The sequence below is a fragment of the Halobacterium jilantaiense genome (genome assembly GCF_900110535.1).
In the GTDB taxonomy this organism is placed as follows: Archaea; Halobacteriota; Halobacteria; order Halobacteriales; family Halobacteriaceae; genus Halobacterium; species Halobacterium jilantaiense.
Map to the genome: position 1 here is coordinate 1,859,070 of NZ_FOJA01000001.1, position 23,159 is coordinate 1,882,228.

Below are 23,159 nucleotides of genomic sequence, written 5' to 3' on the forward strand. Positions count from 1 at the left end.
CTCGGCGTGATGCGGGTGCTCGACGGTGCCAACCTCGCAGTCGACGCGAGCGTCGTCGAGGACCGCATCGACGCCGGCACCGTGCTCGTCGCCGACGACGCCAACCGCATCGTCGGCGCGCTCCTCGGCGTCCCACGGGACGGGACGGGGATGCACGTGGAAGCCATCGCGGTCCGGCGTCGCCGCCGCGGGCAGGGCATCGGCTCGCGGCTCGTCGGTGCCGCGGTGGCCCGCTGGCGTCCCGTCACGGCCGACTTCGACCCCGGCGTGAAACCGTTCTACGACGCGCTGGGCTTCGACTGCGAGCGCCGCGGCGAACGCTACCGGGGCACGCTGGGATAACTGGAAAGGGCGGTCTCAGACGAGTGGTTCGACCAGGTCGCGGCCGGCGTCGAGGAGCGCGCCGACGCGGTCGCTGCTGCCGGCTTCGGCGTACACCCGCATCTTCGGCTCCGTGCCCGAGGGGCGCACGAGCAGCCACGAGCCGTCCGCGAGCAGAATCTTGAAGCCGTCCGTGTCGTTGACCTCCTCGACGCTCACGCCCGCGACCGAGTCGGGGAGTGCCTCGGCGAGGTCGGCGAGGACGGCCTGCTTGCGGTCGTCCGGGCAGTCGACGCTCACCTTGTCCTGGTGAATCTCGCCGTGGGCGGCCTCGATGGCGTCGATGCGTTCGTCGAGGCCGGTCTCGCTCGCGGCGGCAGCGGCGAGCAGCGCCATCAACACGCCGTCCTTCTGGCGGACGTGGCCGCGCATCGTGTACCCGCCGGACTCCTCGCCGCCGAACAGGGCGTCGTGTTCGCCGACGGCTTCGGCCACCCACTTGAAGCCGACCGGGACCTCCACGACCTCGCAGTCCCGGGACTCGGCGAGCTTGTCCACGTGGAACGTCGTGGAGACGGTCCGAACTGCCGGACCAGCGTCTGATTCGAGGAGGTAGTCGTATGCCAAGACGTAGAACCAGTTCCCGTCGAGGACGCCGCGCTCGGGCGTGACGGCCGCGACTCGGTCGGCGTCGCCGTCGTTCGCGATGCCGAGGTCGGCGTCGTGCTCGCGGACGGCGTCGGCCAGCTCCGCGAGGTGTTCGGGCGTCGGCTCCGGGGGCGTGCCGCCGAACTCGGCGTCCTGCGTGCAGCGCCGCCGAACGACGTCCGCGCCAGCCGCTTCGAGGGCGTCGTCGGTGACGCCGCGCCCGCTCCCGTGCATCGCGTCGTAGACGACAGTGAGGCCGGAGAGGTCGGCGTCCACGAGGTCCCGGCACTGCGCGACGTGCGGGCCGGCGAAGTCGACCGCCCGAATCTCGCCGGTCTGCTCGCCCTCGACTGGCTCTGCGAGGTGCGCCACGATGCCCTCCGTGACTTCGGGCAGGGCGCTCGCGCCGTCCCCCGGGATGAACTTCACGCCGTTGTACTCCGGGGGGTTGTGGGAGGCCGTGATGACGAGTGCACCGGCGAGGTCGCGCTCCACGATGGCGTGGGAGACCGCCGGAGTCGGGCAGTCCCGCTCCGGGAGGACCACGTCGAAGCCGTTGGTCGCAAGCACGTCTGCGACGTCCTCGGCGAACCCGCGGGAGGTCGCGCGGGCGTCGTACCCGACGGCGACCGTCTCGCCCGCGTGGCCGGCGTCCGCGAGGTAGTCGGCGGTCCCCTGGGCGACGATGCGCACGCGCTCGCTCGTGAACTCGTCGAGCGTCGCCCGCCAGCCGTCCGTCCCGAAGCTGATGGCGTCCATACCCGAATCGTCGCTGTGATTCCCCAAAGGCGCTGTGGTCGGGCGGACGAACCGGGTTGTGTTGCCGCTACATAGCGGTGACTGGACTGAAACGAACCGCCGGAACTCCGGTCGAAGACCGCGCTGAACTTACGACAGGAGGCCCAACACTAGGGCGATGACCGCCACCCCGCTCGTCGTCGGCGTCTCCGGCAGCCGCCGCGACGGCAGCTACACCCTGAAAGGCGTCCGCCGCGCGCTCTCGGCCGCCGAAGCGGCCGGTGCCGAGACGGACCTCGTCGACCTCGGGGCCGTCGACCTCCCGCTGTACAACCCCGACCGCAGCACCGCAGACTCCGGCGACGCCGCTGCCCTCATGGAGCGCGTTCGCCGGGCCGACGCCGTCATCGTCGGCTCTCCGGTCTATCACGGGAGCTACTCATCGACGTTCCGGAACTTCCACGATTACTGCAGCTTCGACGAGTACGAGGACACCGTCGTCGGCATCCTCGTCGTCGCCGGCGGTGGCACCATCGCGTCCACGATGGACCACATGCGAATCACGCTCCGGGGCGTCCACGCCGACGTGATTCCCGGGCAGGTCGGCATCCGGAACGCCAGCGACAACTTCGACGACGACGGGACCGTCGCGGACCCGGACATCGCCGACCGCATCGACGATGTCGCCGAGGACGTGGTCGCCGCCGCTCGTCGCCGGATGGCTGTGTCGGGGTCGGCGGCTGCCGGCGACGACTGACCGTCAGAACAGCGCTTCCTTCTCCGTCCGCGAGAGCTGCTTGATCTCGTACTCCCGGGACATCGCGGCCGACTTCGACTCGAAGGACTCGGTGTGGACGAGTTCGACCGGGGTGCGGCCGCGGGTGTACTTCGCGCCCTCGCCGGCGTCGTGTTCGGCGACCCGTCGCTCGACGTCCGTGGTGTAGCCCGTGTAGTAGGTGCCGTCGCTACACTCGACGACGTACACGTGGTGCACAGAAGAGACGAGTGTTCGGGCCGGTACTGTTCTTTCGGTCAGGCCTTCCGTCCCCGGTCGCGGGACACCTCGGCGATGCCCGCGTTTGCCGCGCAGTTCGGACACGCACGCACCTGTCCGTCTTCGGCCGCGAAGACGCGGACGAAGTCATCGGAGACGTGGCCATCGCAGTGGGTGCAACGGGGCATAGGGGGTGCCGACTGGACGCCGGCACTATGAGTATACATCGCATGGAAATAAAGCAGTTTTCCCAAATTGGAACATAGTTTCACCCAGACCGAATCTGAGTTCGGAGCGGTCGCGGGCTGCTTCACCCCCTTCGTTTCACCTGCAACGGGTATTGGTAACGCAGAGTTCGGCATGCACAAGCCGTGACCGGGCCGTTACGCGCCCGATTATGGGAAGCCTTATAAGCAGGGCAGCGAAAAGCCGGGGTGTATGGCAGACCTCATCGTCAAGGCCGCAGTGAAGGAAGCACTCGACGACAAGAACGTTGCCTCCGACTTCTACGAGGCGCTCGACGACGAAGTCGACGAGCTCCTCGCCGACGCCGCCGAGCGTGCAGAGTCCAACGGTCGCAAGACCGTTCAGCCGCGCGACCTGTAACGACGGCGACCCTTCTCAGTATTTTCCAGCCGGCCAGCGACGCGACTCCCGGTCGGCAGGATTCGCACTCGGTCAGTCCCATCGCTGACCACCCACTCGGTCCGGCCTCCCTCGCTACCACCGGCTACAGTTCGGTCACGCGGACGCCGTCGGCCGTTCCGACGTAGACGGCGTCGGCGAGGTCCACGAACAGTCCGTGCTCGACGACGCCCGGAATCCCGCAGAGAGCGGTCGCCAGTTCGCCGGGGTTCTCGATACGCCCGAACTCGCAGTCCAGCACGAGAGCACCGTCGTCTGTCACCACCGGCCCGTCCTTGCGCTCGGCGGCCCGCAGCGTCGGCTCCCCGCCCAGCCCTCCGACGCGCTCGGCGACGACCGGCCGGGCGTCCGGCAGCACTGCCACCGGAATCGCGGCGTCGAGCGCGTCGGCCTCCTTCGACGGGTCGGCCACGACGACGAACCGGTCGGCGCTCGCGTCCACGTACTTCTCTCGGGCGTGGGCCGCCCCGCCGCCCTTCACGAGCGCGTCGCCGGCCACCTGGTCGGCACCATCGATGGCGAGGTCCACGCTCGACTCGTCGAGGCTCGTCAGCGGGATGCCAGCGTCGACGGCGCGCTGCCTGGACTCGAACGACGTCGGCACGCCCTCGACCTCGACGCCGCGCTCACCGAGCGCGCGGATAGCGTGCGCTGCCGTGCTCCCCGTCCCGAGGCCGACGACCATCCCGTCCTCGACCTCGTCTGCGGCGGCCTCGCCCGCCCGCCGCTTCTGCTCCTCGCTGCCGCCGGACTGTTTCATGCAGCCCACTCGGTCGCCGGCCGGCAAAAAGCCCCATCCGTCAGGGGCACTCTGACCGCGTTCACGCCGCACTATCCGGGTGATTGTGGTGCGCGTCCGAGGGTTAACGCCCAATTACCGAAGGTGGTGGGGTGTCTGTCGACCGAATACAATGACCTCCACGCGGGAGCCGCTGGTGATGCGGGGTGCCCGCGACGCGCTCGCAGACGCCGGCTCCTGCGGACGCCGGCTCGCGCGAGCCGACGACGCGCTCGTCGTCACGCTCGACGACACCCCCCGCGAGTGGCTCGCCGACTGCGACGCCACCGTCCGCCCCTCGTTCGTCGCCACCTACCCCCACCCCGACTGCGTGCGCACGATTGCCGACCCCGGCAGTCTCACGACGATTGCCGCCGCAGTCGAGGAGTTCCTCCGCACCACTCCGGACGCGGCGACCCCCGCCGTCTGCGTCGACACGCTCGACCCCGTCCGCGAGTACGCCAGCGACCGCGCGACAGAGCGCTGGCTCGCCGTCGTCGCCGGTCGCGTCGCCGCCGCCGGCGGGACGCTGCACTGCCACGACTGCGAGGACGTCCTCTCCCACGGCGAGGTGTTCTTCGAGTCGACGACGCCGCACTGAAGAAGAGGAGTCGGGCTCAGAGCCGCTCCTTGACCGCCTCGGGGTCGTGCGTCAGCCGCAGGGTCCGGGACCGGCCGCGGCCCTCCAGTTGCTCGTACTCGGCGTCGATGAGCCCGAGCTTGTCGAGCTTGTTCACGATCTCCGTGTACCGCGTGTACCCCAGGTCCGTGCGGTCGTTGAACGCGTCGTAGACGTCGCCCGCCTGGTCGCCGTCGCGGTCCGCGACCGTCTCCACGAGCGCGCGCTCGTTGTCCGATAGCGCCCGCAGATTCCGGGAGAGGTGGACGTGCTTGGCCTCCTCGTAGACCGCTTCGACGTCCTCGACTTCGACGGTCTTGCTCGCGCGGGACTCGGCGTGCAGGCCGGCCCGCCGCAGCAGGTCGATGCCGACCCGGAGGTCGCCCGCCTCGTCGGTGAGTTCGCTCACCTCGTCGAGCACCGGCGTCGGTACGGCGTCCTCCCGGAACCCCACCTCGATGCGGTCCCGGAGGATGTCCGTAATCTCCGACCGGTCGTACGCCGAGAAGTACGCCTCCTCCGGCCGGAACACGGACTGCACGCGGCCGTCGAGGTCCTCGATGACGTCGAGGTCGAGGTCCGACGATATCACGATGACGCCGACCTTCGCGCCGGCGTGGGTCTCGTGCGCCCGCAGCAGCGAGTACAGCGTGTCGCTGGCCTCGTCCTCGTAGAACAGGTAGTTCACGTCGTCCAAGGCCACCACGAGCACCTCGTCGTCGTCCGCGATGCGCTCGGCCACCTGCCCGAACAGCTTCTTGAACGAGATGCCCGACGACGGCGGCTCGTACTCGAATATCTCCTGGAACACCCGCGAGAAGACGGCGTACCGCGTGGAGTCGACCTGACAGTTTACGCGCACCGTCCGCACCCCGGGCTGGCCGCCCAGCTCGCCGAACAGCTTCTGGACGGCGGTCGTCTTCCCGGTGCCCGGCGGCCCCCGGACCATCACGTTCAGCGGGCGGGACCCCCGGACTGCGGGGCGGAGCGCGTACTGCAGGGTCTGGAGCTGGGACTCGCGGTGCCGGAACACCTCCGGGACGTAGTCGATCTCGAAGACGTGCTCGTCCCGGAACACGGTCTCGTCCCAGCCCAGCATCCCCTCCTCGGGGTCCTCGTCCATCACTTTCACCACGCCCGGGCAGCCACTTAACCGTTCCCACGGGCGTGTTCGCGGCCGCCAGCAGGTCGGGCGCTCCCGAGGCGCACTCGGCCGACTAGAACTTCTCCAGCAGCCGGCCGTAGAACCCCGAGCCCGACGCCCCGTCGCTCCGGCCGTCGGCCGCCGCGCCCGCGCTCCCGCTGGACTCGTCGGCGAGCTTCTCGACGATGAGTTCCGGTGTCGACCGTGCAAGGTGGTCTTTCACGGGCGAGCGCTCCACGACGAGTTCGCCGCCCTCCAGGCCCTCCGCGCGGATGCCGTCGACGGTCACGGCGAACCCGCACTGGTCCCGAATCTCGCCGGCGAGGTGGGAGACGAACACGCCCGACGCCCCCGCCTCGTGGAGTTCTTCGAGGATGCCGGCGATGATCTTCGCGGACGCGCCGGGCTCGGTGATTGACTCCAGTTCGTCGACGAGCACCAGCCGGCTGCTCGCTCCCTCGGTGAGTCCCGCGAAGTCACGGAGCGTCGCCTCGAACGCCCCCGCGTCGAGCGTCCCCTGGGTCTTCGCGTAGTAGTGTAGCTCCTCGATTTCGGGGACTCGGGCGGACTCAGCCGGGACCGGGAGGCCCATGTGTGCGAGCACGACGACGACCGCCACCAGGTCGAGGGTGCTCGTCTTCCCGCCGGAGTTCACGCCCGAGAGCAGCGCCACGCCGTCGACGCCGTAGTCCACGGGGTCGACGTCCTCGAACGCGACGTCCAGTAGCGGGCTGCGGCCGCCCTCGATGGCGAAGCCGCGGCCGCCGCGCTCCGCGAGCACGCAGTCGAAGTCCTCGGCGAACCGCGCGACGGCGAGTTCGACGTCCAGGTCGAGCGCGTCGTTCACGAGCCCTCTGGTCGGCTCTCGGAGGTCCGCGAGCGTCGCGGCGAGGTCGCGCTTGCGCTCGGCCGCCCGGCGGTCCCGGGCCGCCGTCAGCTCCTCGCGGAGCCGGGAGACGGCCTCCTCGTCGCGGTCGACTGGGAACGTCGGCTCGTCGGGGAACGCGCGCTGCGCGATGTCCACTTCACTGCCGTCGAGGTCGAGGCTGTCCACGAGATGGTCGCGGGCGGCCGCCACCGCGTCGGCGTACTCGTCGGCGAGCTCCCGGCTCAGGAGGCTGTCGACGCCCGCGCCGCGCTCCACGAGGCTCAGGAGGTCCGCGCCCTCGATGGTGACGTCCTGCTCCTGGATGGCTTCCCGCAGCCGGTCGTTGGCGACCGACTCGGCCGTGCCGACCGCGGCGTCCAAATCGTTCACGGCGACCGTCAGCCGGTCGAGCTCGTCGTCGCCGGCGACAGAGCCGTCACCCTCCAGTTGCGCGAGCGCGTCGTCCAGCTCTCCGAGGTCGACGTCCGTCTCCAGGCCCGCGGCCTCGTGGACCTCGACGGCCGCCCGGATGCGGTCGCGGTTCGTCGCGAAGAACGATAGCACGCGCTCGGGCACGACCTCCTCTGGTCGGTCGAGGGCGTCCGGCTCCACCCTGACGTCGCCGTCGACTTCCACGCCGACAAACGCCTCGTCGAGCGCCACGACCGTCGAGTACCCGCGGGCGAGGTCCGCCAGTCCCCGGGCGTCCTCGACGACTTCCACGGAGAGTTCCGGGAACACGTCCTGGGCCTCGCTGTACGTCTCTGCGTCCGTCGTCGCCAGACACCGGTCGCGGACGGAGAGCCCGGCCGGCCGCGACAGCGGCTCGACGCCGTCCAGCGCCTCGACGACGGCGGGGTCGGGGTCGCGCTCGACCGCGCGCTCCGCGAACTCGTTGACCTCCCGGATGCGGGAGTCGGCCGCGCTCGGGTAGAACGTGCGCAGTCGCTGGCGGGCGTACCCGGTGACGGCACGGTCCTGCAGCAGCGAGAGCACGCGCTCGTGAATCTCCGTTGCGCGGTCGGTCGCCAGGAACCCCCCGGGGTCGTCGTGGCGCGCCCGAATCGCGTTCCGCACGATGCGAGCAGCCCGCCCCTCGGTCACGCCGGGCGCGCCCGCGACGGCCGCCACGTCGCCGCGTTCCAGCGCGCTCTCGGGGTCGTCTAGGCTCCGGAGCGCGTCGGCGGTCTTCGCCCCGACGCCCGGAATCGCCTCTAACTCCATCGGGCGAGGTGTACGCGCCCTGGGTGAAAGGGTTTTCGTGGACCGGCGGGAGTGAGGAGTGCTTTCCCGCACGTTTTTGCCGAGGAGGTGCGCCGGAGGCGACCCCCGCAGCGCAAAACGTGCCGTTCAGTTCCCGGTCCACCGCAGCAGCGCGAGCGTCCCTTCGAACAGCACAATCATCGTGACGGCGACGATGACCGGGAGGACACCGGTCGGGTCGATGGCACCGGTCGCGGCCGAGATGCCGGCGAACGCCGCCCAGAACAGCAGCCGGCGGTCCTCCAGCCAGCGTCGCGTGACGACGCCGAGCATGATGGCGAGCATGATGAACAGCGGAATCTGGAAGACGACCGCGAGATACCCCATCACCATCAGAATGAGATTGAAGGTGGTGCCGAGCGCGAACGCCACGTCGGCGGTCGGGTTGGTGTACCCGACGAAGTAGTCCATCGTGTACGGGAGCACGACGAAGAACGCGAACACGACACCGAGCACGGCGAGCACCAGACTCGTCGGAACCGAGGCGAGGTAGTAGCGCCGCTCGTTCGGGTAGAGCCCGGGCCGCATGAACGCGTAGGACTCGTAGACGAACGCGGGCAGCGCGACGATGAGGCCGGCGAGGCTCGCGACCTTCAACTGGGTGATGAGGAGTTCGAGGGGCTGGTAGATGCGGGGGTCGACGGCCTCTCCGCTCGGCAACACGCCGTTCCAGATGGTCGAGATGAGTGACTCGGTGAGCGGAAAGACGATGACGCTCGCCAGGCCGGCGATGGTGATGACGATGGCGAGCCGCTTGATCATCTCCTCGACGTGCTCCGCGAGCGGCGCTTCCTCGTCAGTCTCCGGGGCGCTCATCCCCATGCCGCCGGTGCCCGCAGGCTCCGGTGCGGAGTCGGCCGTGATGACGCTGTCGTCCTCGCCCGGGGCGGCCGGCCGGTCTCCCTCGTGGGCGGCCGGCCCGTCCGACTGGTGGTCGTCGTCGGCGAGCAGCTCCGGGTCGGTCGCCGGGGACTCGCCCTCGGCGAGGTCCGGTGGCACCCCGTCGTCGGTGCCCCACTCCCAGCCGTCGCCGCTGTCGCCGTCGTCGGCGCGCTCGACGGCCGTGTCGAGGTCGTCCCAGTCGACCCGGTTCGGGGTGTCGTCGACCCGCTGTGCTGCTGGCGTCGGACCGGCCGACTCCTCGGCTGACGCGGCTGGCGCGTCGTCGCTCGACTCGTCGACGCGGCGGACGGCGGACTGGAGGCTCTCCCAGTCGGGGCGAGACGGGCGCTCGCCGGCGAGGTCGCGTCCGCCGTCCGATTCCTCGGCCATTCGTGTGGCTCTTGTCGACCGGTCCGTTATAGGCTTTCTTTTGCCAGTCGACGGGAAGATTGATAACTGCGAGGGAGGTACGCCGTCACAATGAGTAGCTCCGGCTCGGACGGCATCGTCGGCCCGGAGACGGCGCGCGCCATCGGCACTGGCCGGGAGTCGATCGGCGTCGTGCTCCGCGCTGCCCAGGAGCGCCTCCAGCACGTCTTCATCGCGTTCGTCGTCGGCTTGCTCGGCGGTATCTTCCTGATGCGGCTGTACATCTGGCCGCAACTCGAGGCAGATCTGCTGGCGGCCGAAGCGCAGGTCATCGCACAGACGCCGTTCGACGTCATCCTGATGCAGGTGAAAATCGGGCTGTTCGGCGGCGTCGCCGCGGCGGTTCCAGTTCTGCTCTACCACGCCCGGGAGCCGCTCCGGGACCGAGACATCATCCCCGACGTGACGGTCAAACGCTGGCACGCCGCCGTCGTCGGCCTGCTGTGCATCGGGCTCGCGACGCTCGGTATCCTGTACGCGTACTTCCTGTTCTTCCCGCTGATGTTCGACTTCCTCGCCGGGAACGCGGTCGGCGCGGGACTCGCGCCGAAGTACTCCATCGTGAAGTGGACGGAGTTCATCTTCTTCCTCGCGCTGTCGTTCGCGCTGGCCGCCCAGCTCCCCCTCCTGATGGGGGCGCTGTCGTACTCCGGGGTCGTCCCCTACGAGGTGTTCCGCGACAAGTGGAAGTACGCCGTCATGGGCATCTTCGCGTTCGGCGCGTTCTTCTCCCCGCCGGACCCGTTCACCCAGATTCTGTGGGCGACGCCGCTCATCCTCCTCTACGGCCTGAGCCTCTACATCTCGAAGATACTGGTGACGATGAAGCGCGGCCGCGAACACGTCGACGTCTCCGGGGTGTTCCGGGAGCGCTGGAACCGCATCCTCGGCGTCGGCGTGCTCGGGTTCGCGGGCGGCTACGCGGCCGGGATGTACGGTGCCGTCGGGGCGTTCAACGACGGACTGGCGTTCATCGGCTCCCAGGTACGGGTACCGACAGTCGCGGAGGCGCTGGGCGTGCCACCGGAGACCGGCTACCTGCTTCTCGGTGGCCTCGTCGCCGTCCTCGCACTGGTAGCTGCGGCGCTGTACTACGCGTACGTCGCCGTCGACCGCGCCGCCCGCGTGGTCGCCGAACGGAACCGCCGGCCCGACCCGGCGGCCATCGACCTCGACGAACTCGACGCCGCGGGCGTCCGCGGCGCGCCGCCGGAGGCGTTCGCGGCGCTGAGCGAGGACGAGGCGCTCGCGACGGCCCAGCGCGCGCTCGACGACGGCGACGACGAGAAAGCTCAGCTCGTCCTCGACCGCTTCGACGAAATCCAGGCGGCCGCCGAGGAGGCGGCCGAGGCCGAGGACGCGGACGAGGCAGCGGGCGACGACTCGAACCCCGTCCAGAGCACGGCGGCGGGCATGATGGACGCGTTCACCGACGAAGAGACCACGGAAGACGACATCGGCGGCTACTACTACGACATCCGGTTCGTGCTCTCCAGCCTGCGCTCGCGGGCGTTCCACATCGTCGGGACGTTCATGGTCGTCATGGTGGCGCTGTTCGGCTGGCTGTACTACGGCGGCTTCGGCGACCTCCGGGACGACTTCATCGCCCGCATCCCCGCCGAAGTCCAGCCGGAGGCCGCGGCCTGGCCGATCACCCTCCACCCGGTCGAGGCGCTGGTCTTCCAGGTGAAACTCTCCGTCGTCATCGCGGCTATCGCCGTCCTCCCGATGATCGTCTACTACCTCTGGCCGGCGCTCTCGGACCGCGGGGTCGTGACCGGCGACCGCCGCACCATCCTCGTCTGGGGCGGTAGCATCGTCGTCGCGCTCGCCGCCGGCAGCTACCTCGGGTACAGCTTCATCGCGCCCGAAGTCATCTCCTACCTCGTGTACGACGCGCTCCGGGAGGGGATGGTCATCAGTTACACCGTCAGCACGTTCGCGTGGCTCATCTTCCTACTGACGGTCGGTATCGGGCTGCTCGCTGACATCCCCGTGACGATGGTGCTGTTCCACGTCGGCGGCATCGTCTCCTTCGACACGATGCGGGCACGCTGGCGGGTGCCCGTCCTCGCCATCTTCGCCGCGTCCGCGCTGCTGACCCCGGACAGCCTCTACACGATGTTCGTCATCGCGCTCCCGATGGTCGCGATGTACCTCGTGGGGCTCGGGCTGCTGTACCTCGTCACGCTCGGCGGCCGGCGAGGCGGGTCGGGCCGGGCCGTCGGGGAGTGACTGCCGGACTGCCGTCGATTCGCTCGACCCACTCTCTCTCCAGAATAGTCGCGTCGTGTGGGTTCCTGTCGTCTCTGAGGGGTCCTCGTCTCGCCTCCGGTGCAGCAGATGTGAACTCGGCCGCTGTCAGTCGTCGCCCGGGCCCTGCTTGCCGTCGACGCTGTGTTCGTCGGGCGCGTCCTCGAACTTCGAATTGAAGTACGTCCTGTTGGTCGCCTCGACGTAGACGGCGACGAACTTCGTGTCCTTCCCACTAATCGCGTGCTTGAGGGTCTCCGAGTGACCGACTTCGACGGTGTCGCGGTCGAAACCGCCCTTCGACTTGACCCAGTACGTGACGTTCAACGCTTCCTGATTCCAGCCGTCGAAGTGGACGTTCCCCCAGCCGTCGAACCGGACGTCGCTGTCGCGGGATTCCATGTCCTCGCACGTCACGTCGAAGGTCCGCGTCGCCGTGTCGCCGGAAATCTCCGCCGTGACGCCTTCGGCCTCGACGGTCACGGAGACGGTGAGCGTCGCCGACCCGCCCGGCTGGCAGTCGACGTCCGCGCGGACCTTACTCGTCTGGCCTGTGCCGACGAACGGCTCTGAAACATTGTTCACCTCGACCGCGTCATCATTGGTCCCCACGGTGACGTCCGTGACATTCGCGTCGCTCGCCAGCTGGTTCTCTACGGCCACGAGGGTGAATCGGCCGTCTTCAACCTTCTCGAGGTCCTCCGTATGGTAGCCGACGAGGGCGTTGTCGTCGTCGGCGACTGCGACGCTGACACCGCGGTCGGCGGCCACCGAACTGAACCCCATCGAGCCGAACACGAGGCCGGCGCTCGCGACGACCAGCAGCGCGACGCTCGCGGCTCTGAGTTTACGCATTGTCGAGCTCCGCGGGCGCGGGGCCGCGTCCAAGCGCCGTCTGCCGGGCGTAGTACCGGTGGACGACGGCCGAGACGGCGAACGCTGCGACGGCGGCCACCCCCCACGCGAGGTCCGGAAGCATCGCGAACGGCCACGCGTCCAGCGCGACCGCGCCGAGCAGCGTCGCCGCGACGGCGGAGAGTCCGAGGTAGTACTCGCTCCACGGAATCTCTCGCCCCTTCACGACGTCCATGTAGACGCGGACGTCGTCGATGGCTGGCGTCGGCTCTACGACCCCCCTGTTCTTGTCGAACGATACGACTCCCGCGTCGTCCATCTTCGGCAGGTGGGACTGCTGGAGTGCGGTGTAGACGCGCTTGCGCTCGTCGTAGGAGACGTCGGCCACGTCCTCGCCGTACTCCCACGCGGCGACCTGCTCGGCGACGTCGCCGAGTTCGACGGCTTCGTCTCTCCCCTTGAGCATGTGGAGCGCGTACCGGCGGCGTCGGCTGGACAGCACGTCGAAGACCTCGTCTTCCGTCGGCTCCGACGGCTCCGGCGACTCCGCCACGTCCCCCCGCTGACGTGTGGATGACACAACAATCCGACAACCAGTTGCACGGCTAATAAATGTTGGCTACCTTTTATTTCTCGCTGACTGGTTACGCATCTGCTGTAATCGGCGCGATACGATGCGGCTGCCGAACGAGATGACGCGAGACAGCGTCTCAAGCTGGTGGTTTTTCCACCCGCCATCGGTGACGGTTCGGCGCACCTCCGCCTAGATTAAGCGGTCGTTCAGGCGTGTCGTTCGCTCGGAACCGTGTCCGACCCCTGCGGTCAGAGCGCTCCATCCGGTTTCGCTCCGACCGATAACCGCGCCTTTCGCCGCGCCGCCGATTCTCAGTCCGTGCGTGAATCTGTCTCTGGTGTGTCAATACTACCTACCAAGGGGATGATGGGTCGAGTGAGCGCTTCCGGGGCGTGCGGTGCCCGCGGGAGTGCAGCAACGAGGTATCCACAACAATGCAACGTCGCAAGTTCATCGCAGGACTCGGATCGCTCGCTGCCGCCGGGGCAGCAGGAATTGGTACGGGCGCGTTCACGCAAGTGACTGCAACGCGGAACGTGGATGTCGAAGTCGCGGGAGACAATTCGGCGTACCTTCAGCTCAAAGGTCTTGCATCGAGCTCCTCTTACGTGACCGACGACGGCAGCGGTAGCACGCTCTCTATCGACCTGGACTCCGGTAACAGCACGGCGAACGGTGGTGACGGAGTCAACCCCGATGCAGTCACGAAAATCAACCAGGTCTTCAAGATCAAGAACCAGGGGACTCAGGAGGTCGAACTCTCCATCAGTAAAGCGGGAGACAACGACGGCCTAGTCAAGTTCTATCCCAGCACCAGCTACGCCGACTCGATCAGTAGTAACCCACTCACGTTGGCGGCTGGTGGTTCGGAGACCATCAGCATCAAGATCGACACTGAAGGAGAGGGTGTCAGCGACGGCGACGAGCTGCTCGACTCGGTCACCTTCACCGCCGCGGCGACGTCTAGCCCGTAATACGAGGATTGACACATGAACCGGAGACAATTCATAGCTAGCCTGGGGGTGATTGGAAGCGGGGGCGCAGCTGCCATCGGAACGGGTGCATTCAGTAGTACTGAAGCAGAACGGAACATCGACGTAACCGTCGCCAGTGACTCGAATGCGCTTCTAGGAATTCAGCCGACTGATGGCCCCAACGGGAACTACGTCGACACAACCTCGAACGACGCGCTGGCGATTAATCTCACGGGGAGCAACAACAATATTGGTGACGGCCTCCATGGCGGCCAGGGGCTGAACGCCAACGCGATTACCAGCATCGCGAACGTGTTCGAGATCAAGAACCAGCAGGCGCAGACTGTCGAAGTGACGGTCACCCCGCTCGCGTATGGTGACATCGAGGGTTCGGTGTTCCCGCCGGGAGTTGATGGCGCACTCGCAGTTCTGCTCGTTCCAGAGAACCCAGACGACAACGTCGAGGTCGACATTGAATGGGACTATTCGGGATGGTTCCCTGTTCCCGAAGATATCTCATTTATTGGGATTAAGAACCTGGATCCGGGACAAAAACTGACGTTCAATCTCATCGGACTGGTGGTGTCAGCCGAGGCGATAGGCAACGCCAGCATCAGCGACCAAGTCGAGATCCACGCTCGGGAGATGTAAACCATGGCAGATGACCCAACACTGAGCACGTACGGAGAGATGATCAACACCGAGTTCGACCTCTCCGACCAGGACATAAGCCGGGAGGCAATCAACGAAGAGATAGCGGACCTCTTCACAGATAGTACCGAATAGTCTCGTTAACCGAAGACCGCCGGGACAAACCCTGACGGGTCTTGTCCATTTAATTCGACCGCGTACCGCTGCTGGAAGATATCACGTCGAGATTCTGGGGTGAAGCCCCTGCCGGATAATGCCATTTTGACTCCGTTCAGGCTCCCCAATACTACCCGCTAGTGGGTCGTTGTCCCGGGTGACTGGACGGGGGTCGTCCGGCACGAGGCACATGGGTCGACGCACACTCGCACTCGCTGCGGCGTTCGCGCTCGCGGGGACACTCGTCCTCCCGTCGGCAGCCGCGCCGCTGCTGGGCGGTCCCAGCGACGCCGTGGACGCGCGCGGCGAGGTGGAGCTGCTGCCGGCGACCGACAGCGAGTACGCGTCTGTCGGGGCGGACGGCGAGCTGGCGCTGGACCTCGCGCCGGGCGACGCGGGTCTGAACCCGGGTGCGGTGACGGCGTTCGAGGAGGTGTTCTACGTTCGGTACACGGGCGACCGGTACGCGGAGGTCTGGGTGACGGCGGACTCGGCGGCGGTCGCCTTCGAGGTCGACGGCCAGCGGGCGGGCTCGGCGGCGGAGCGCGTGCGCGTCGGTCCCAGCGAGGTCGTGCCGGTGAGCGTCCGAGTGAACACGAGTGCGGGCGACGTGCGCCCCGGCGAACTGACGGTCCACTCGCGCGTGGCCGACGGCGGCGAGCGCGAGACGACGGACGAGCCGGCCACCGACGACACCGAGGTGTCGATTCCGGCGGTCCAGCGCCGGGCGGCGGGCTCGGATTCGGTGTCGTTCACGATGCTGTCACCGACGGCCGGCGATTCGCTCACCCTCGACACGCGACTGGTCGTCGCGGGCGAGGGCGACCGGGCGGCGGTCCTGGAGTCCCTGACAGTGACGCCCGCGTCGAGTGACGCGATGACGGTGGACGTCGAGCGGACCGGGACGGAGCCGGTGCCGAGCGCCGCGGCCGACGAACTGGGCGCGGTCCGGGTCGACGCCAGCGCCGCCGTCGACGCGGCGACGTTCCGGCTGACGGTCGACGACGCGTTCCTCGACGACGTCGCGGTGGCGGACGTCGGCGACCTCTCGTTGTACCGCCAGAGCGACGGCGAGTGGAGCGAGGTCCCGCTGTCGGTCGTCGGCGAGCGCGAGGGCGGCGTGGTCGTCGAGGGGACGGCGGACGACTTCTCGACGTTCGTGCTGGCGGCGGAACGCCCCGACATCGCCGTCAGAGAGGCGTCCGTGTCGCCGTCGTCGATCGGGGCCGACGACTCGGCGACAGTGACGGCGACCGTCGTCAACGACGGCGGCGCGGCGGGCGAGCGGACGGTGCCGGTGACCGTCGACGGTGCGGTGGTCGCGGAGCGCAGCGTGCGTCTCGACGCGGGCGAGACGGCGACCGTGACGGCCCCAGTCGCGCCCGAATCGGGCGAGCACGCGATTGCGGTGGATGGCGTCGACGCCGGCACGCTCGTCGTCGAGGCCGGGGACAGCAGTTCCTCGGACGACGGAACGGACGGCGACGTCTCGGCGGCCGAACCCGCCGACGCCGCGGACGACCCGCTGGCCGAGCCCGCGGGCTTCGACGTCGAGACGCTCGCGGCGGCGGGATTCGCGGTCGTGCTGGTCGTCGTCGGCATCGCCGCGTGGCGTCGGCGGGGCGACGAGGAGTGAGTGGCCGGGGCGGCCGCGCGGCGCAAGCTACTTGAGCGGCTGACACGTCGGTGCGAGCGACCGGATGACGCCACGCCGAGCGCTCACGCTGACCGGAGAGGCGGCGGTGGTGCTGGTGGTCGTGGCGCTGGCCGCCGGCCAGGTGCTCGGCTACCCGGTGTTGCTCGGGTACGTCGAGACCGGGAGCATGTCGCCGACGATGGAGCCGGGCGACGGCTTCGTCTCCGTGCCAGCGCCGCTCGCGGGCGACGCCGAGGAGGGCGACGTGGTCGTCTTCCGCGCGCAGGAACTCCACGGCGGCGGCCTCACCACGCACCGCGTGGTCGGCGAGACCGACCGCGGATTCGTCACCAGGGGTGACGCCAACCCCTTCACCGACCAGGACGGCGACGAGCCGCCGGTGAAACGCGGCCAGATCGTCGCCCACGCGCTCCAGGTGAACGGCGAGGCCGTCGTAATTCCGAGCCTCGGCACGGGCGTGACGGCGATACAGGACGCGTTCTCGAACGCGCAGCGCCGCCTCGCGGCGGCGACCGGGTCGCGGTCGCTGCTCGGCACGCAGGGCCTGACGTACATCCTGTTCGGGCTGTCGGTGCTGCTGTACGTCGTCGACCTGCTGCTGGACGACGGGCCGGGCCGGGACCGCAGCCGGAGCCGCGACCGCGAGAGCGGCGTCTCGCCGGGACTCGTCGTCGCCGCGCTCGCGGCAGTACTCGTCGTGTCGGCGACGGCCGCGATGGTGGTGCCCGCGAGTACGGAACAGTTCGGCGTCGTGAGCGCCGAGTTCAGCTCGGAGAACCCCACCGTCATCAGGCAGGGTGCGTCCTCGACGTTCGACTACGGAGTGGCCAACGGCGGTTTTGTGCCGGTGGTGTCGTACCTCGAACCCGCCAGCGAGGGGGTCGCGGTCGAACCGAACCGCCTCCGGGTGGGGTCGCGCGGCGAGGCGACCGCCCGGCTGACACTGTCAGCCCCCGACGACACGGGCTACTACCGGCGCTACGTGACCGAACACCGCTACCTCCTGTTGCTGCCCGCTCCGCTTCTCGACGCACTCTACGAGCTCCACCCGTGGCTGCCCATCGTCGCCGTCGACAGCGTGCTGGCGTCCGTCGTCGCCGTCCTCGGGCTGGTGTTCCTGCGCGGCCGGCGCGTGCGGGTGCGCCGCCGGGAGAGCCGCCACGGTCGGTCTCTCGCCGGCCGGCTGCGACGACTCCTCCGGTGAGCGTCGGCGGTCGTTTCGCCCGCCACCACCGTTCAACCAATCGACAATTCTTTGTCGGCGGACCAGAGTGTGAGCGCACATGACAGGGGAGACGCGGTGGCTGCGGCTCCGTGCGTTCGCCGGCGAGTGGTTCGTCGTACTCGTCGTCGCGTTCGCGGTGCTGGCGGCCGCAGGGGGGTACGCAGCGGGGACTGCGCACGCCGCACCGGGGACCACGACGGAACGCCAGACCGTCGAACACTGGGCCGTCGGCGGCGAGTTCGGGCACTCCGCGACAGTGACCCGAGAGAATCCGGTGTTCGAGGTGGGGGAGACGCTGGAGGGGCGGTCGACGTACTTCGTCGGCGCGTCGCCGATCCTCGACGGCACCTACAGGGTCTCGTACGCCGACCCGACCGGGGACGCCGAACCGGTCGACGTGACGGCGACGGCGACGCTCGTGCTGTCGTCGACTGGCGAGAGCGCGACGTACTGGACGGACCGCGAGCGCCTGGCGACCACGGACGCGACGCTCGCGCCGGGCGAGACCACGTCGGTCGCCTTCGACGTGAACGCCAGCCGGGTCGACGAACGCGCCACAGACATCCAGCAGGGGCTCGGCGACACCGCCGGCGAGGTGACCGCGACCATCTCGGTCGCAGTCAACGCCACCGGCGCGGTCGCCGGCAGCGAGTACCCGGTCTCGTACACGCAGTCCGTCCCGCTCACTATCGCCGGGTCGACGTACGGCGTCGACGCGCCCGGCCCGACCAGCGAAGCGGCCACCACCCAGCGCACGGTTCAGGTCGCGAAGTCCTACGGGCCCCTGTGGACCGTCGGCGGCCCGCTCCTGCTCCTCGCGGGGCTGGCCGGGCTCGGAGCGCTCGGCGCGGCGTACCGCCGCGACGAGCCGGGGCTGACCGACGCCGAACGCGACTACCTCGCGTTCCGCGACGAGCGCGCCGAGTTCGACGAGTGGGTGGTGCGGGCGCGGCTGCCGGCAACCATCCGCGACCGCGAGTGCGCCGACGCCGAGTCGCTGGCCGACCTCGTGGACTACGCCATCGACGCCGACGTCGGCGTCGTCGAGGACGCCGCCAGCGGCTCGTTCTACGCCGTCACTCGCGACCTCCTCGTCGTCTACGAGCCGCCGGCGGAACCGGACGTGGTGTCGCCGCTCGCGGGCGATTTCGACGCGCTCGGCGTGACGACCGACCGCGACCCCGACGAGGACCTCGTCGAGGGCGTGACCGCCGACTCGGGTCCGGAAGCCGACGACGACGGCAAAGCACCGCCACCGGACTCGCCGACCGTCGAGGCCGAGGACTGACAGCACTCGCCGGCCCGCCCGGTCGGCCCCGGACTCGCCGGCGAACGACCCGCTTATATTCTCACGATATTCTCTAGGGCATATGCCCAAGATAAGCGTCGAAGTGCCGGCCGAACTCCTCGACGACCTGGACGACCACGTCGGGGAGAACGGCAAGTTCGTGAACCGCAGCGAGGCCATCCGGGCGTCGGTTCGGAAGACGCTGGACATCCTCGACGACATCGACGACCGACAGGGCCGACTCGGGGAGGGCGAGGATGGCGAGTAGCGCCAGCGACCGCCTCGCGGGCGGCCAGGTCGCACTCGTCGCGCTGTTCGTCACCGCGCTCGTCACCGCCCAGCTCACCGCCTCGAAGCTCCTGCTGTTCGACATCCCGGTCTCCTTGCCCCACACCGGGAGTTCGCTCGTGCTGCCGGGCGCTGCGCTCGCGTACGCCGTGACGTTCTTCGCCTCCGACTGCTACTCGGAGCTGTACGGCCGGCGGCCCGCGCAGGTGATGGTGAACGTCGGCTTCGCGATGAACTTCGTGTTGCTCGCGCTCGTCTACAGCACCGTCCAGGCCCCCATCGCGCCGTTCTCCGGCGTCGGCCAGAGCGAGTTCTCGTCGGTCCTGCTGTCCTCCGCGAACATCGTCGCCGGCTCGCTGCTGGCGTACGTCGTCAGCCAGAACTGGGACGTGGTGGTGTTCCACGCCATCCGCGACCGCACCGGCGGCGACCACCTCTGGCTGCGCAACGTCGGCTCCACGGCCACGAGTCAGGCCATCGACACCGTCATCTTCGTCACCGTCGCGTTCTGGGCAGCGCCGACGCTGTTCGGCGTCGGACAGGTCTACGAAGTGAGCCAGATTCTCGCGCTCATCGTCGGCCAGTACGTCCTCAAGCTCGGCATCGCCGTCGGCGACACGCCGTTCGTCTACGCCGTCGTCCGGGCCGTCCGCGGCGCTGAACCCGACGCGACGCCCGACCCCGCCGCCGACTGACCCGATACGCGCGCTACTCGTCTCCGTCGCGCAGTTCCGCGAAGCCGTAGTTCGGCTTCAGGTCCGTCACCGTCACGTCGACGGTCTCGCCCTCCGTCGCGCCGTCCACGAACAGCGTATACCCGTCGACGCGCGCGATGCCGTCGCCCTCGTCCCCCTCGTCGGCGATGTCGACGGTGAGCTCGTCGCCCTCCGCGACCGGCGCGACGATGCGGTTCTTCCCGACGACGTACAGCTCCGAGGACGCGTCTCGGGAGGCGTCCGGGCTGTTCGTCGCGACGAACGCGAACTCGTCTTCGACGTCCGCCAGGAAGCCCTGGAAGTCCCGGCCGTCGAACACCTTCACGACGAAGTGACCGCCGGCGTCCAGCAGCTCGCGGGCCGTATCGAGGGCCTGCCGCGCGAGGTGGACCGACCGCGCGTGGTCGAGGTCGTACTCGCCGGTCATGTTCGGTGCCATGTCCGAGATGACGACGTCCGCGCTGCCGTTCGCCGCCGTCCGGACGTGCTCTCTGGTTTCCTCGGTGGTCATGTCGCCGCGCACCGTCTCCAGACCCGCGTCCGTCTCGAAGTGCGAGATGCTCTGGAAGTCCACGCCCACGACCTTCCCGCGAGCGCCGACGCGCTCGGCCGCCACCTGCAGCCAGCCGCCCGGTGCCGCCCCGAGGTCGACGACGGACGCGCCGCCGAACAGGATGTCGAACCGGTCGTCGAGCTGCTGGAGCTTGTACGCGGACCGCGACCGGTACCCCTCCTGCTTCGACTTGTTGTAGTAGTGGTCCTTCCCGTTACCCATGATGCCCGTAGCGAGGGTGCCGGAACGGAAAGTTTCGTCGTTCGGCGGGGCGAGCCGGGCGTCTGCCCGCTCACTCGCCGGCGACGGGAACGCTTGAGGCGCTGGCCGCCCTCCGGTCGCGTATGCGCACCGAGGACGGCGGCTTCTACGACGAGGCGGTCGACGCGCTGGCGGCCCGCGAGTACGGACGCGCCGGCGACGCGTACGCTCGCGCCGGCTGGCGGGTGCTGTCGGCACCCCGCGGCGAACAGGACGTGTCGCCGTTCGACGCCGACGAGCAGGGCTGGGTGGGCGAGGGGCTGGCGCACCTCGCGGCGAGCGCGGCCGCCTACCGGGTGGCCGGCGCGCCGGCTCGCGCGACCGACCGCGCCGTCGAGGGCGTCGCGGTCGCGCGGGACCTCCGGCGGTCGTACGCCGACCGGCACCCCGCGCGGGCAGCGTGTTTCGACGAGTTCGTCGCCGACTTCCGGGCGGTCGGCGGGCTCGACGGCGTCGAGGCGGCCTACGAGGCGGCGGCCGACGCCTACCGCGACGCCGCCGACGCAGTCGACTCGCCGCAGGCGCTGGCGACCACGCCGCTGTTCGAGGCCGCTGCCGACCTCGTCCAGCAGTTCGCGCGCGGGCAGGCGGACGGCGAAATCGCGGTGTCGTGGTCGGACCTCCACGGCCCCGACCCCGGCGACCCGGGCGCGTTCCTCGCACACCGCGCGACGTACAAACGCCAGCGGCTCCCGAGTCTGGTCGCGGCGGCCGTCGAGGACGGCTACCTCGCCGCGCCCCGGGGGACGACGGAGTACGCCACCGACCACCACGAGTGTCCGTCGTGTGGCTCCCGGCACGTCAACTGGGTCGGGGACGACACGCTCTGTCTGGTCTGCTCGCGGCCGACCGAGCCGACCGACGGCTAGCCGAGGCGGTCAGCCGAGGAACTGGCGTTCGCGCGCCCCCCGCCCTATCGCCGACCGGAGCGCGTCGTCGCGGCCGGCCTGAAACGCGTCGATGGCGTCGCCGGTGGCCGCCCGGTGCTCCTCGTTTGGTTCGACGTCCACGTGGTCGACAGCAGCGGCGAGGTCGTCGCTGTCGAGGTCCAGCACGTCCGTACACCGCGGGTCGAAGTAGCGGGCGGCGTCCCGGAGGTGGTCGAAGTACGTCGGGAACGCCTCCCGGACGAACGCGGCGTCCTCGTCGGTGAGCGCGTGCGCGCCGAGCAGCGTCGGCGGACAGCCGACGGCGTACAGCGACGCCGTGTAGCCGATTGCCCGCGGCAGCGCGTTCTCCCCGACCTCCCGCGAGTAACCGAACAGCCCGACGTGGAGTTTGCGGGCGCGGCGGTCCGGCACGAACGACGACAGCCGATTCACCGTCGGCGCGATGGCGTCGACCTGGTCGGCGTACGCGTCGGCGGTGCGGTCGACGACGGCCAGCGCGCGCTCCTCGTCGATGCGGTCGGGCGGCGCACCGAGGTCCGCCTCCCGGAGTGCAGCGACCCCGTCTCGGACGGTCTCCACCGGGTAGTCGTACTTGAACGCCGACTGCACGGTGAACGTCTCCACCTCGCTGTAGGCGTCGGCGGTCTCGGCCGCGCGTTCGGGCGTGAGGTTCCCGCGGAACGGCGCTGACCCCGCGCCGAGAATCGGGTGGACGTCGACGCCGGTCTCCGCGCTCATCTCGTAGAGCCGCTGGAGCGCCACCTTGTTGATAAGGTCGGCGGCCAGACAGCCGTAGTTCAGCGCCGGGTCCGAGCGCGCGAGGAACACCCGGACGCCCTCCCGGTCTTGGGCCGCGGCGTACTCGCGGACCACGTCGTCGGCGGCCAGCATCGCCTCGCGCTCCTCGATGAGCGGGATGACCGCGACGGACTCCGGCTCGAAGCCGCCGACCCAGTCCCCGACGGTGCGGCCGTCCCACACCTCGGCGTCGGCCTTCCCGGTCACGAACCGCTCGTAGTACTCGTGGACGGCGTTCAGCTGGTCGGCGCTCGTCACCATCGGCACGATGACCTCGTGAATCGGCGGAATCACGTCGATGTCGTGCTCGCCGGCGAACCGGCTCGCGGCGTCGAACGACCGCGGCACGCTCTCCAGAATTTCGAGGAGAATCTTCGCCTCCGACGCCTCGAGGTCGGGGTTCGGCCCGCGGACGGTGAGCCTGGTGCCGTTCCCGAGTCGGTTGGCCGCGAAGAAGTCCGGGTACCGCGACAGCAGCTTCTTCACCGCGTACTCGTCGCCCTCCTTCCCCTCGAAGTCCCACATCTGCTCGTCGCAGCCCAGGTGAGAGTACACGTAGTACGCCTCCTGAATCTCGTCCTCGCCCTCGATGACGTCGTCGGCCGCGAAGAACGGGAGCGTCGCGTTGTCCGGGTGCTGCGTGCTCATCACGCGTGGTACGTCCGCCATACACCGTCCATGGCACGAACTC

At 69.3% G+C, this 23,159-nt stretch carries 25 protein-coding genes; 14 read left to right on the forward strand and 11 right to left on the reverse strand.

Annotated features, from left to right (window positions below):
• Window positions 1-9 precede the first annotated feature (9 nt).
• Complete coding sequence (locus tag BMW35_RS09535; protein WP_089670400.1) at window positions 10-342, forward strand: GNAT family N-acetyltransferase; 333 nt, start codon at window positions 10-12, stop codon at window positions 340-342.
• Between the two features lie 15 nt (window positions 343-357).
• Here the strand turns inward: BMW35_RS09535 and BMW35_RS09540 are convergent, their stop codons facing one another.
• A complete protein-coding gene (locus tag BMW35_RS09540) occupies window positions 358-1,728 on the reverse strand; it encodes a phosphoglucomutase/phosphomannomutase family protein (protein ID WP_089669213.1) in 1,371 nt (456 codons plus the stop codon).
• A gap of 157 nt (window positions 1,729-1,885) precedes the next feature.
• Here BMW35_RS09540 and BMW35_RS09545 point away from each other — a divergent pair, with 157 nt between their 5' ends.
• Window positions 1,886-2,464 carry an NADPH-dependent FMN reductase gene (locus BMW35_RS09545; protein WP_089669214.1) on the forward strand — a complete coding sequence of 193 codons (579 nt, stop codon included), beginning with the start codon at window positions 1,886-1,888 and terminating at the stop codon, window positions 2,462-2,464.
• Window positions 2,465-2,467: 3 nt separating this feature from the next.
• Here BMW35_RS09545 and BMW35_RS09550 read toward each other — a convergent pair whose 3' ends face one another.
• A complete protein-coding gene (locus BMW35_RS09550; RefSeq protein WP_089669215.1) occupies window positions 2,468-2,701 on the reverse strand; it encodes a GIY-YIG nuclease family protein in 234 nt (77 codons plus the stop codon).
• Between the two features lie 38 nt (window positions 2,702-2,739).
• The gene (locus tag BMW35_RS15625; protein WP_177170814.1) at window positions 2,740-2,889 is read right to left on the reverse strand and encodes a DUF7563 family protein; all 150 of its coding nucleotides are present in this window, start codon (window positions 2,887-2,889) and stop codon (window positions 2,740-2,742) included.
• 250 nt (window positions 2,890-3,139) lie between these two features.
• On the opposite strand from BMW35_RS15625, the gene BMW35_RS09560 reads away from it, so the two are divergent.
• The gene (locus BMW35_RS09560) at window positions 3,140-3,307 is read left to right on the forward strand and encodes a DUF1931 family protein (protein ID WP_089669217.1); all 168 of its coding nucleotides are present in this window, start codon (window positions 3,140-3,142) and stop codon (window positions 3,305-3,307) included.
• 124 nt (window positions 3,308-3,431) lie between these two features.
• On the opposite strand, the gene rpiA is transcribed toward BMW35_RS09560, so the two are convergent.
• Window positions 3,432-4,106, reverse strand: a complete 675-nt coding sequence (rpiA, locus tag BMW35_RS09565; RefSeq protein WP_089669218.1) for a ribose-5-phosphate isomerase RpiA — start codon at window positions 4,104-4,106, stop codon at window positions 3,432-3,434.
• Between the two features lie 151 nt (window positions 4,107-4,257).
• Between rpiA and BMW35_RS09570 the strand changes: the two genes are divergently transcribed.
• Window positions 4,258-4,725 carry a DUF7504 family protein gene (locus BMW35_RS09570; protein WP_143052179.1) on the forward strand — a complete coding sequence of 156 codons (468 nt, stop codon included), beginning with the start codon at window positions 4,258-4,260 and terminating at the stop codon, window positions 4,723-4,725.
• A 16-nt stretch (window positions 4,726-4,741) separates the two neighbouring features.
• Here BMW35_RS09570 and BMW35_RS09575 read toward each other — a convergent pair whose 3' ends face one another.
• From BMW35_RS09575 to BMW35_RS09585, 3 genes are all read right to left on the reverse strand, one after another.
• Window positions 4,742-5,866, reverse strand: coding sequence for an ORC1-type DNA replication protein (locus BMW35_RS09575; protein WP_089669220.1), 1,125 nt, complete (start codon window positions 5,864-5,866; stop codon window positions 4,742-4,744).
• Window positions 5,867-5,960: 94 nt separating this feature from the next.
• The gene (locus tag BMW35_RS09580) at window positions 5,961-7,979 is read right to left on the reverse strand and encodes an endonuclease MutS2 (protein ID WP_089669221.1); all 2,019 of its coding nucleotides are present in this window, start codon (window positions 7,977-7,979) and stop codon (window positions 5,961-5,963) included.
• Window positions 7,980-8,105: 126 nt separating this feature from the next.
• Window positions 8,106-9,290 carry a twin-arginine translocase subunit TatC gene (locus BMW35_RS09585; protein ID WP_089669222.1) on the reverse strand — a complete coding sequence of 395 codons (1,185 nt, stop codon included), beginning with the start codon at window positions 9,288-9,290 and terminating at the stop codon, window positions 8,106-8,108.
• 90 nt (window positions 9,291-9,380) lie between these two features.
• On the opposite strand from BMW35_RS09585, the gene tatC reads away from it, so the two are divergent.
• Window positions 9,381-11,564 (forward strand): Sec-independent protein translocase TatC, encoded by a 2,184-nt coding sequence (tatC, locus tag BMW35_RS09590; protein WP_089669223.1) that lies wholly within the window; start codon window positions 9,381-9,383, stop codon window positions 11,562-11,564.
• Between the two features lie 126 nt (window positions 11,565-11,690).
• Here tatC and BMW35_RS09595 read toward each other — a convergent pair whose 3' ends face one another.
• Both BMW35_RS09595 and BMW35_RS09600 read right to left on the reverse strand, forming a co-directional pair.
• On the reverse strand, window positions 11,691-12,437 hold the full coding sequence (locus BMW35_RS09595) for a hypothetical protein (RefSeq protein WP_089669224.1): 747 nt from the start codon (window positions 12,435-12,437) through the stop codon (window positions 11,691-11,693).
• A complete protein-coding gene (locus BMW35_RS09600; protein ID WP_245708160.1) occupies window positions 12,430-13,017 on the reverse strand; it encodes a DUF7344 domain-containing protein in 588 nt (195 codons plus the stop codon). Before BMW35_RS09600 ends, BMW35_RS09595 begins: the two co-directional genes overlap by 8 nt.
• A gap of 428 nt (window positions 13,018-13,445) precedes the next feature.
• Between BMW35_RS09600 and BMW35_RS09605 the strand changes: the two genes are divergently transcribed.
• The 8 genes from BMW35_RS09605 (at window position 13,446) to BMW35_RS09635 (ending at window position 19,945) form a co-directional block, all read left to right on the forward strand.
• On the forward strand, window positions 13,446-13,985 hold the full coding sequence (locus tag BMW35_RS09605) for a DUF1102 domain-containing protein (RefSeq protein WP_089669226.1): 540 nt from the start codon (window positions 13,446-13,448) through the stop codon (window positions 13,983-13,985).
• A 15-nt stretch (window positions 13,986-14,000) separates the two neighbouring features.
• A complete protein-coding gene (locus BMW35_RS09610) occupies window positions 14,001-14,636 on the forward strand; it encodes a hypothetical protein (RefSeq protein ID WP_089669227.1) in 636 nt (211 codons plus the stop codon).
• 3 nt (window positions 14,637-14,639) lie between these two features.
• Entirely contained in the window at window positions 14,640-14,771 is a 132-nt protein-coding gene (locus tag BMW35_RS15990; protein WP_281242484.1) for a hypothetical protein, read from the forward strand.
• Between the two features lie 211 nt (window positions 14,772-14,982).
• Window positions 14,983-16,428 carry a CARDB domain-containing protein gene (locus BMW35_RS09615; RefSeq protein ID WP_089669228.1) on the forward strand — a complete coding sequence of 482 codons (1,446 nt, stop codon included), beginning with the start codon at window positions 14,983-14,985 and terminating at the stop codon, window positions 16,426-16,428.
• A gap of 64 nt (window positions 16,429-16,492) precedes the next feature.
• Window positions 16,493-17,653 carry a S26 family signal peptidase gene (locus tag BMW35_RS09620; RefSeq protein ID WP_089669229.1) on the forward strand — a complete coding sequence of 387 codons (1,161 nt, stop codon included), beginning with the start codon at window positions 16,493-16,495 and terminating at the stop codon, window positions 17,651-17,653.
• Between the two features lie 79 nt (window positions 17,654-17,732).
• Entirely contained in the window at window positions 17,733-18,962 is a 1,230-nt protein-coding gene (locus BMW35_RS09625; protein ID WP_089669230.1) for a DUF5305 family protein, read from the forward strand.
• Window positions 18,963-19,044: 82 nt separating this feature from the next.
• Window positions 19,045-19,230 carry a ribbon-helix-helix domain-containing protein gene (locus tag BMW35_RS09630; protein ID WP_089669231.1) on the forward strand — a complete coding sequence of 62 codons (186 nt, stop codon included), beginning with the start codon at window positions 19,045-19,047 and terminating at the stop codon, window positions 19,228-19,230.
• Window positions 19,220-19,945 (forward strand): queuosine precursor transporter, encoded by a 726-nt coding sequence (locus BMW35_RS09635; protein WP_089669232.1) that lies wholly within the window; start codon window positions 19,220-19,222, stop codon window positions 19,943-19,945. The genes BMW35_RS09630 and BMW35_RS09635 overlap by 11 nt, the downstream gene beginning before the upstream one ends.
• 13 nt (window positions 19,946-19,958) lie before the next feature.
• Here the strand turns inward: BMW35_RS09635 and BMW35_RS09640 are convergent, their stop codons facing one another.
• Window positions 19,959-20,741, reverse strand: a complete 783-nt coding sequence (locus BMW35_RS09640) for a 23S rRNA (uridine(2552)-2'-O)-methyltransferase (protein WP_089669233.1) — start codon at window positions 20,739-20,741, stop codon at window positions 19,959-19,961.
• Between the two features lie 122 nt (window positions 20,742-20,863).
• On the opposite strand from BMW35_RS09640, the gene BMW35_RS09645 reads away from it, so the two are divergent.
• Window positions 20,864-21,649 carry a hypothetical protein gene (locus tag BMW35_RS09645; RefSeq protein WP_089669234.1) on the forward strand — a complete coding sequence of 262 codons (786 nt, stop codon included), beginning with the start codon at window positions 20,864-20,866 and terminating at the stop codon, window positions 21,647-21,649.
• 9 nt (window positions 21,650-21,658) lie between these two features.
• On the opposite strand, the gene ppcA is transcribed toward BMW35_RS09645, so the two are convergent.
• Window positions 21,659-23,137, reverse strand: coding sequence for a phosphoenolpyruvate carboxylase (gene ppcA / locus BMW35_RS09650; protein ID WP_089669235.1), 1,479 nt, complete (start codon window positions 23,135-23,137; stop codon window positions 21,659-21,661).
• Between the last annotated feature and the right edge of the window lie 22 nt (window positions 23,138-23,159).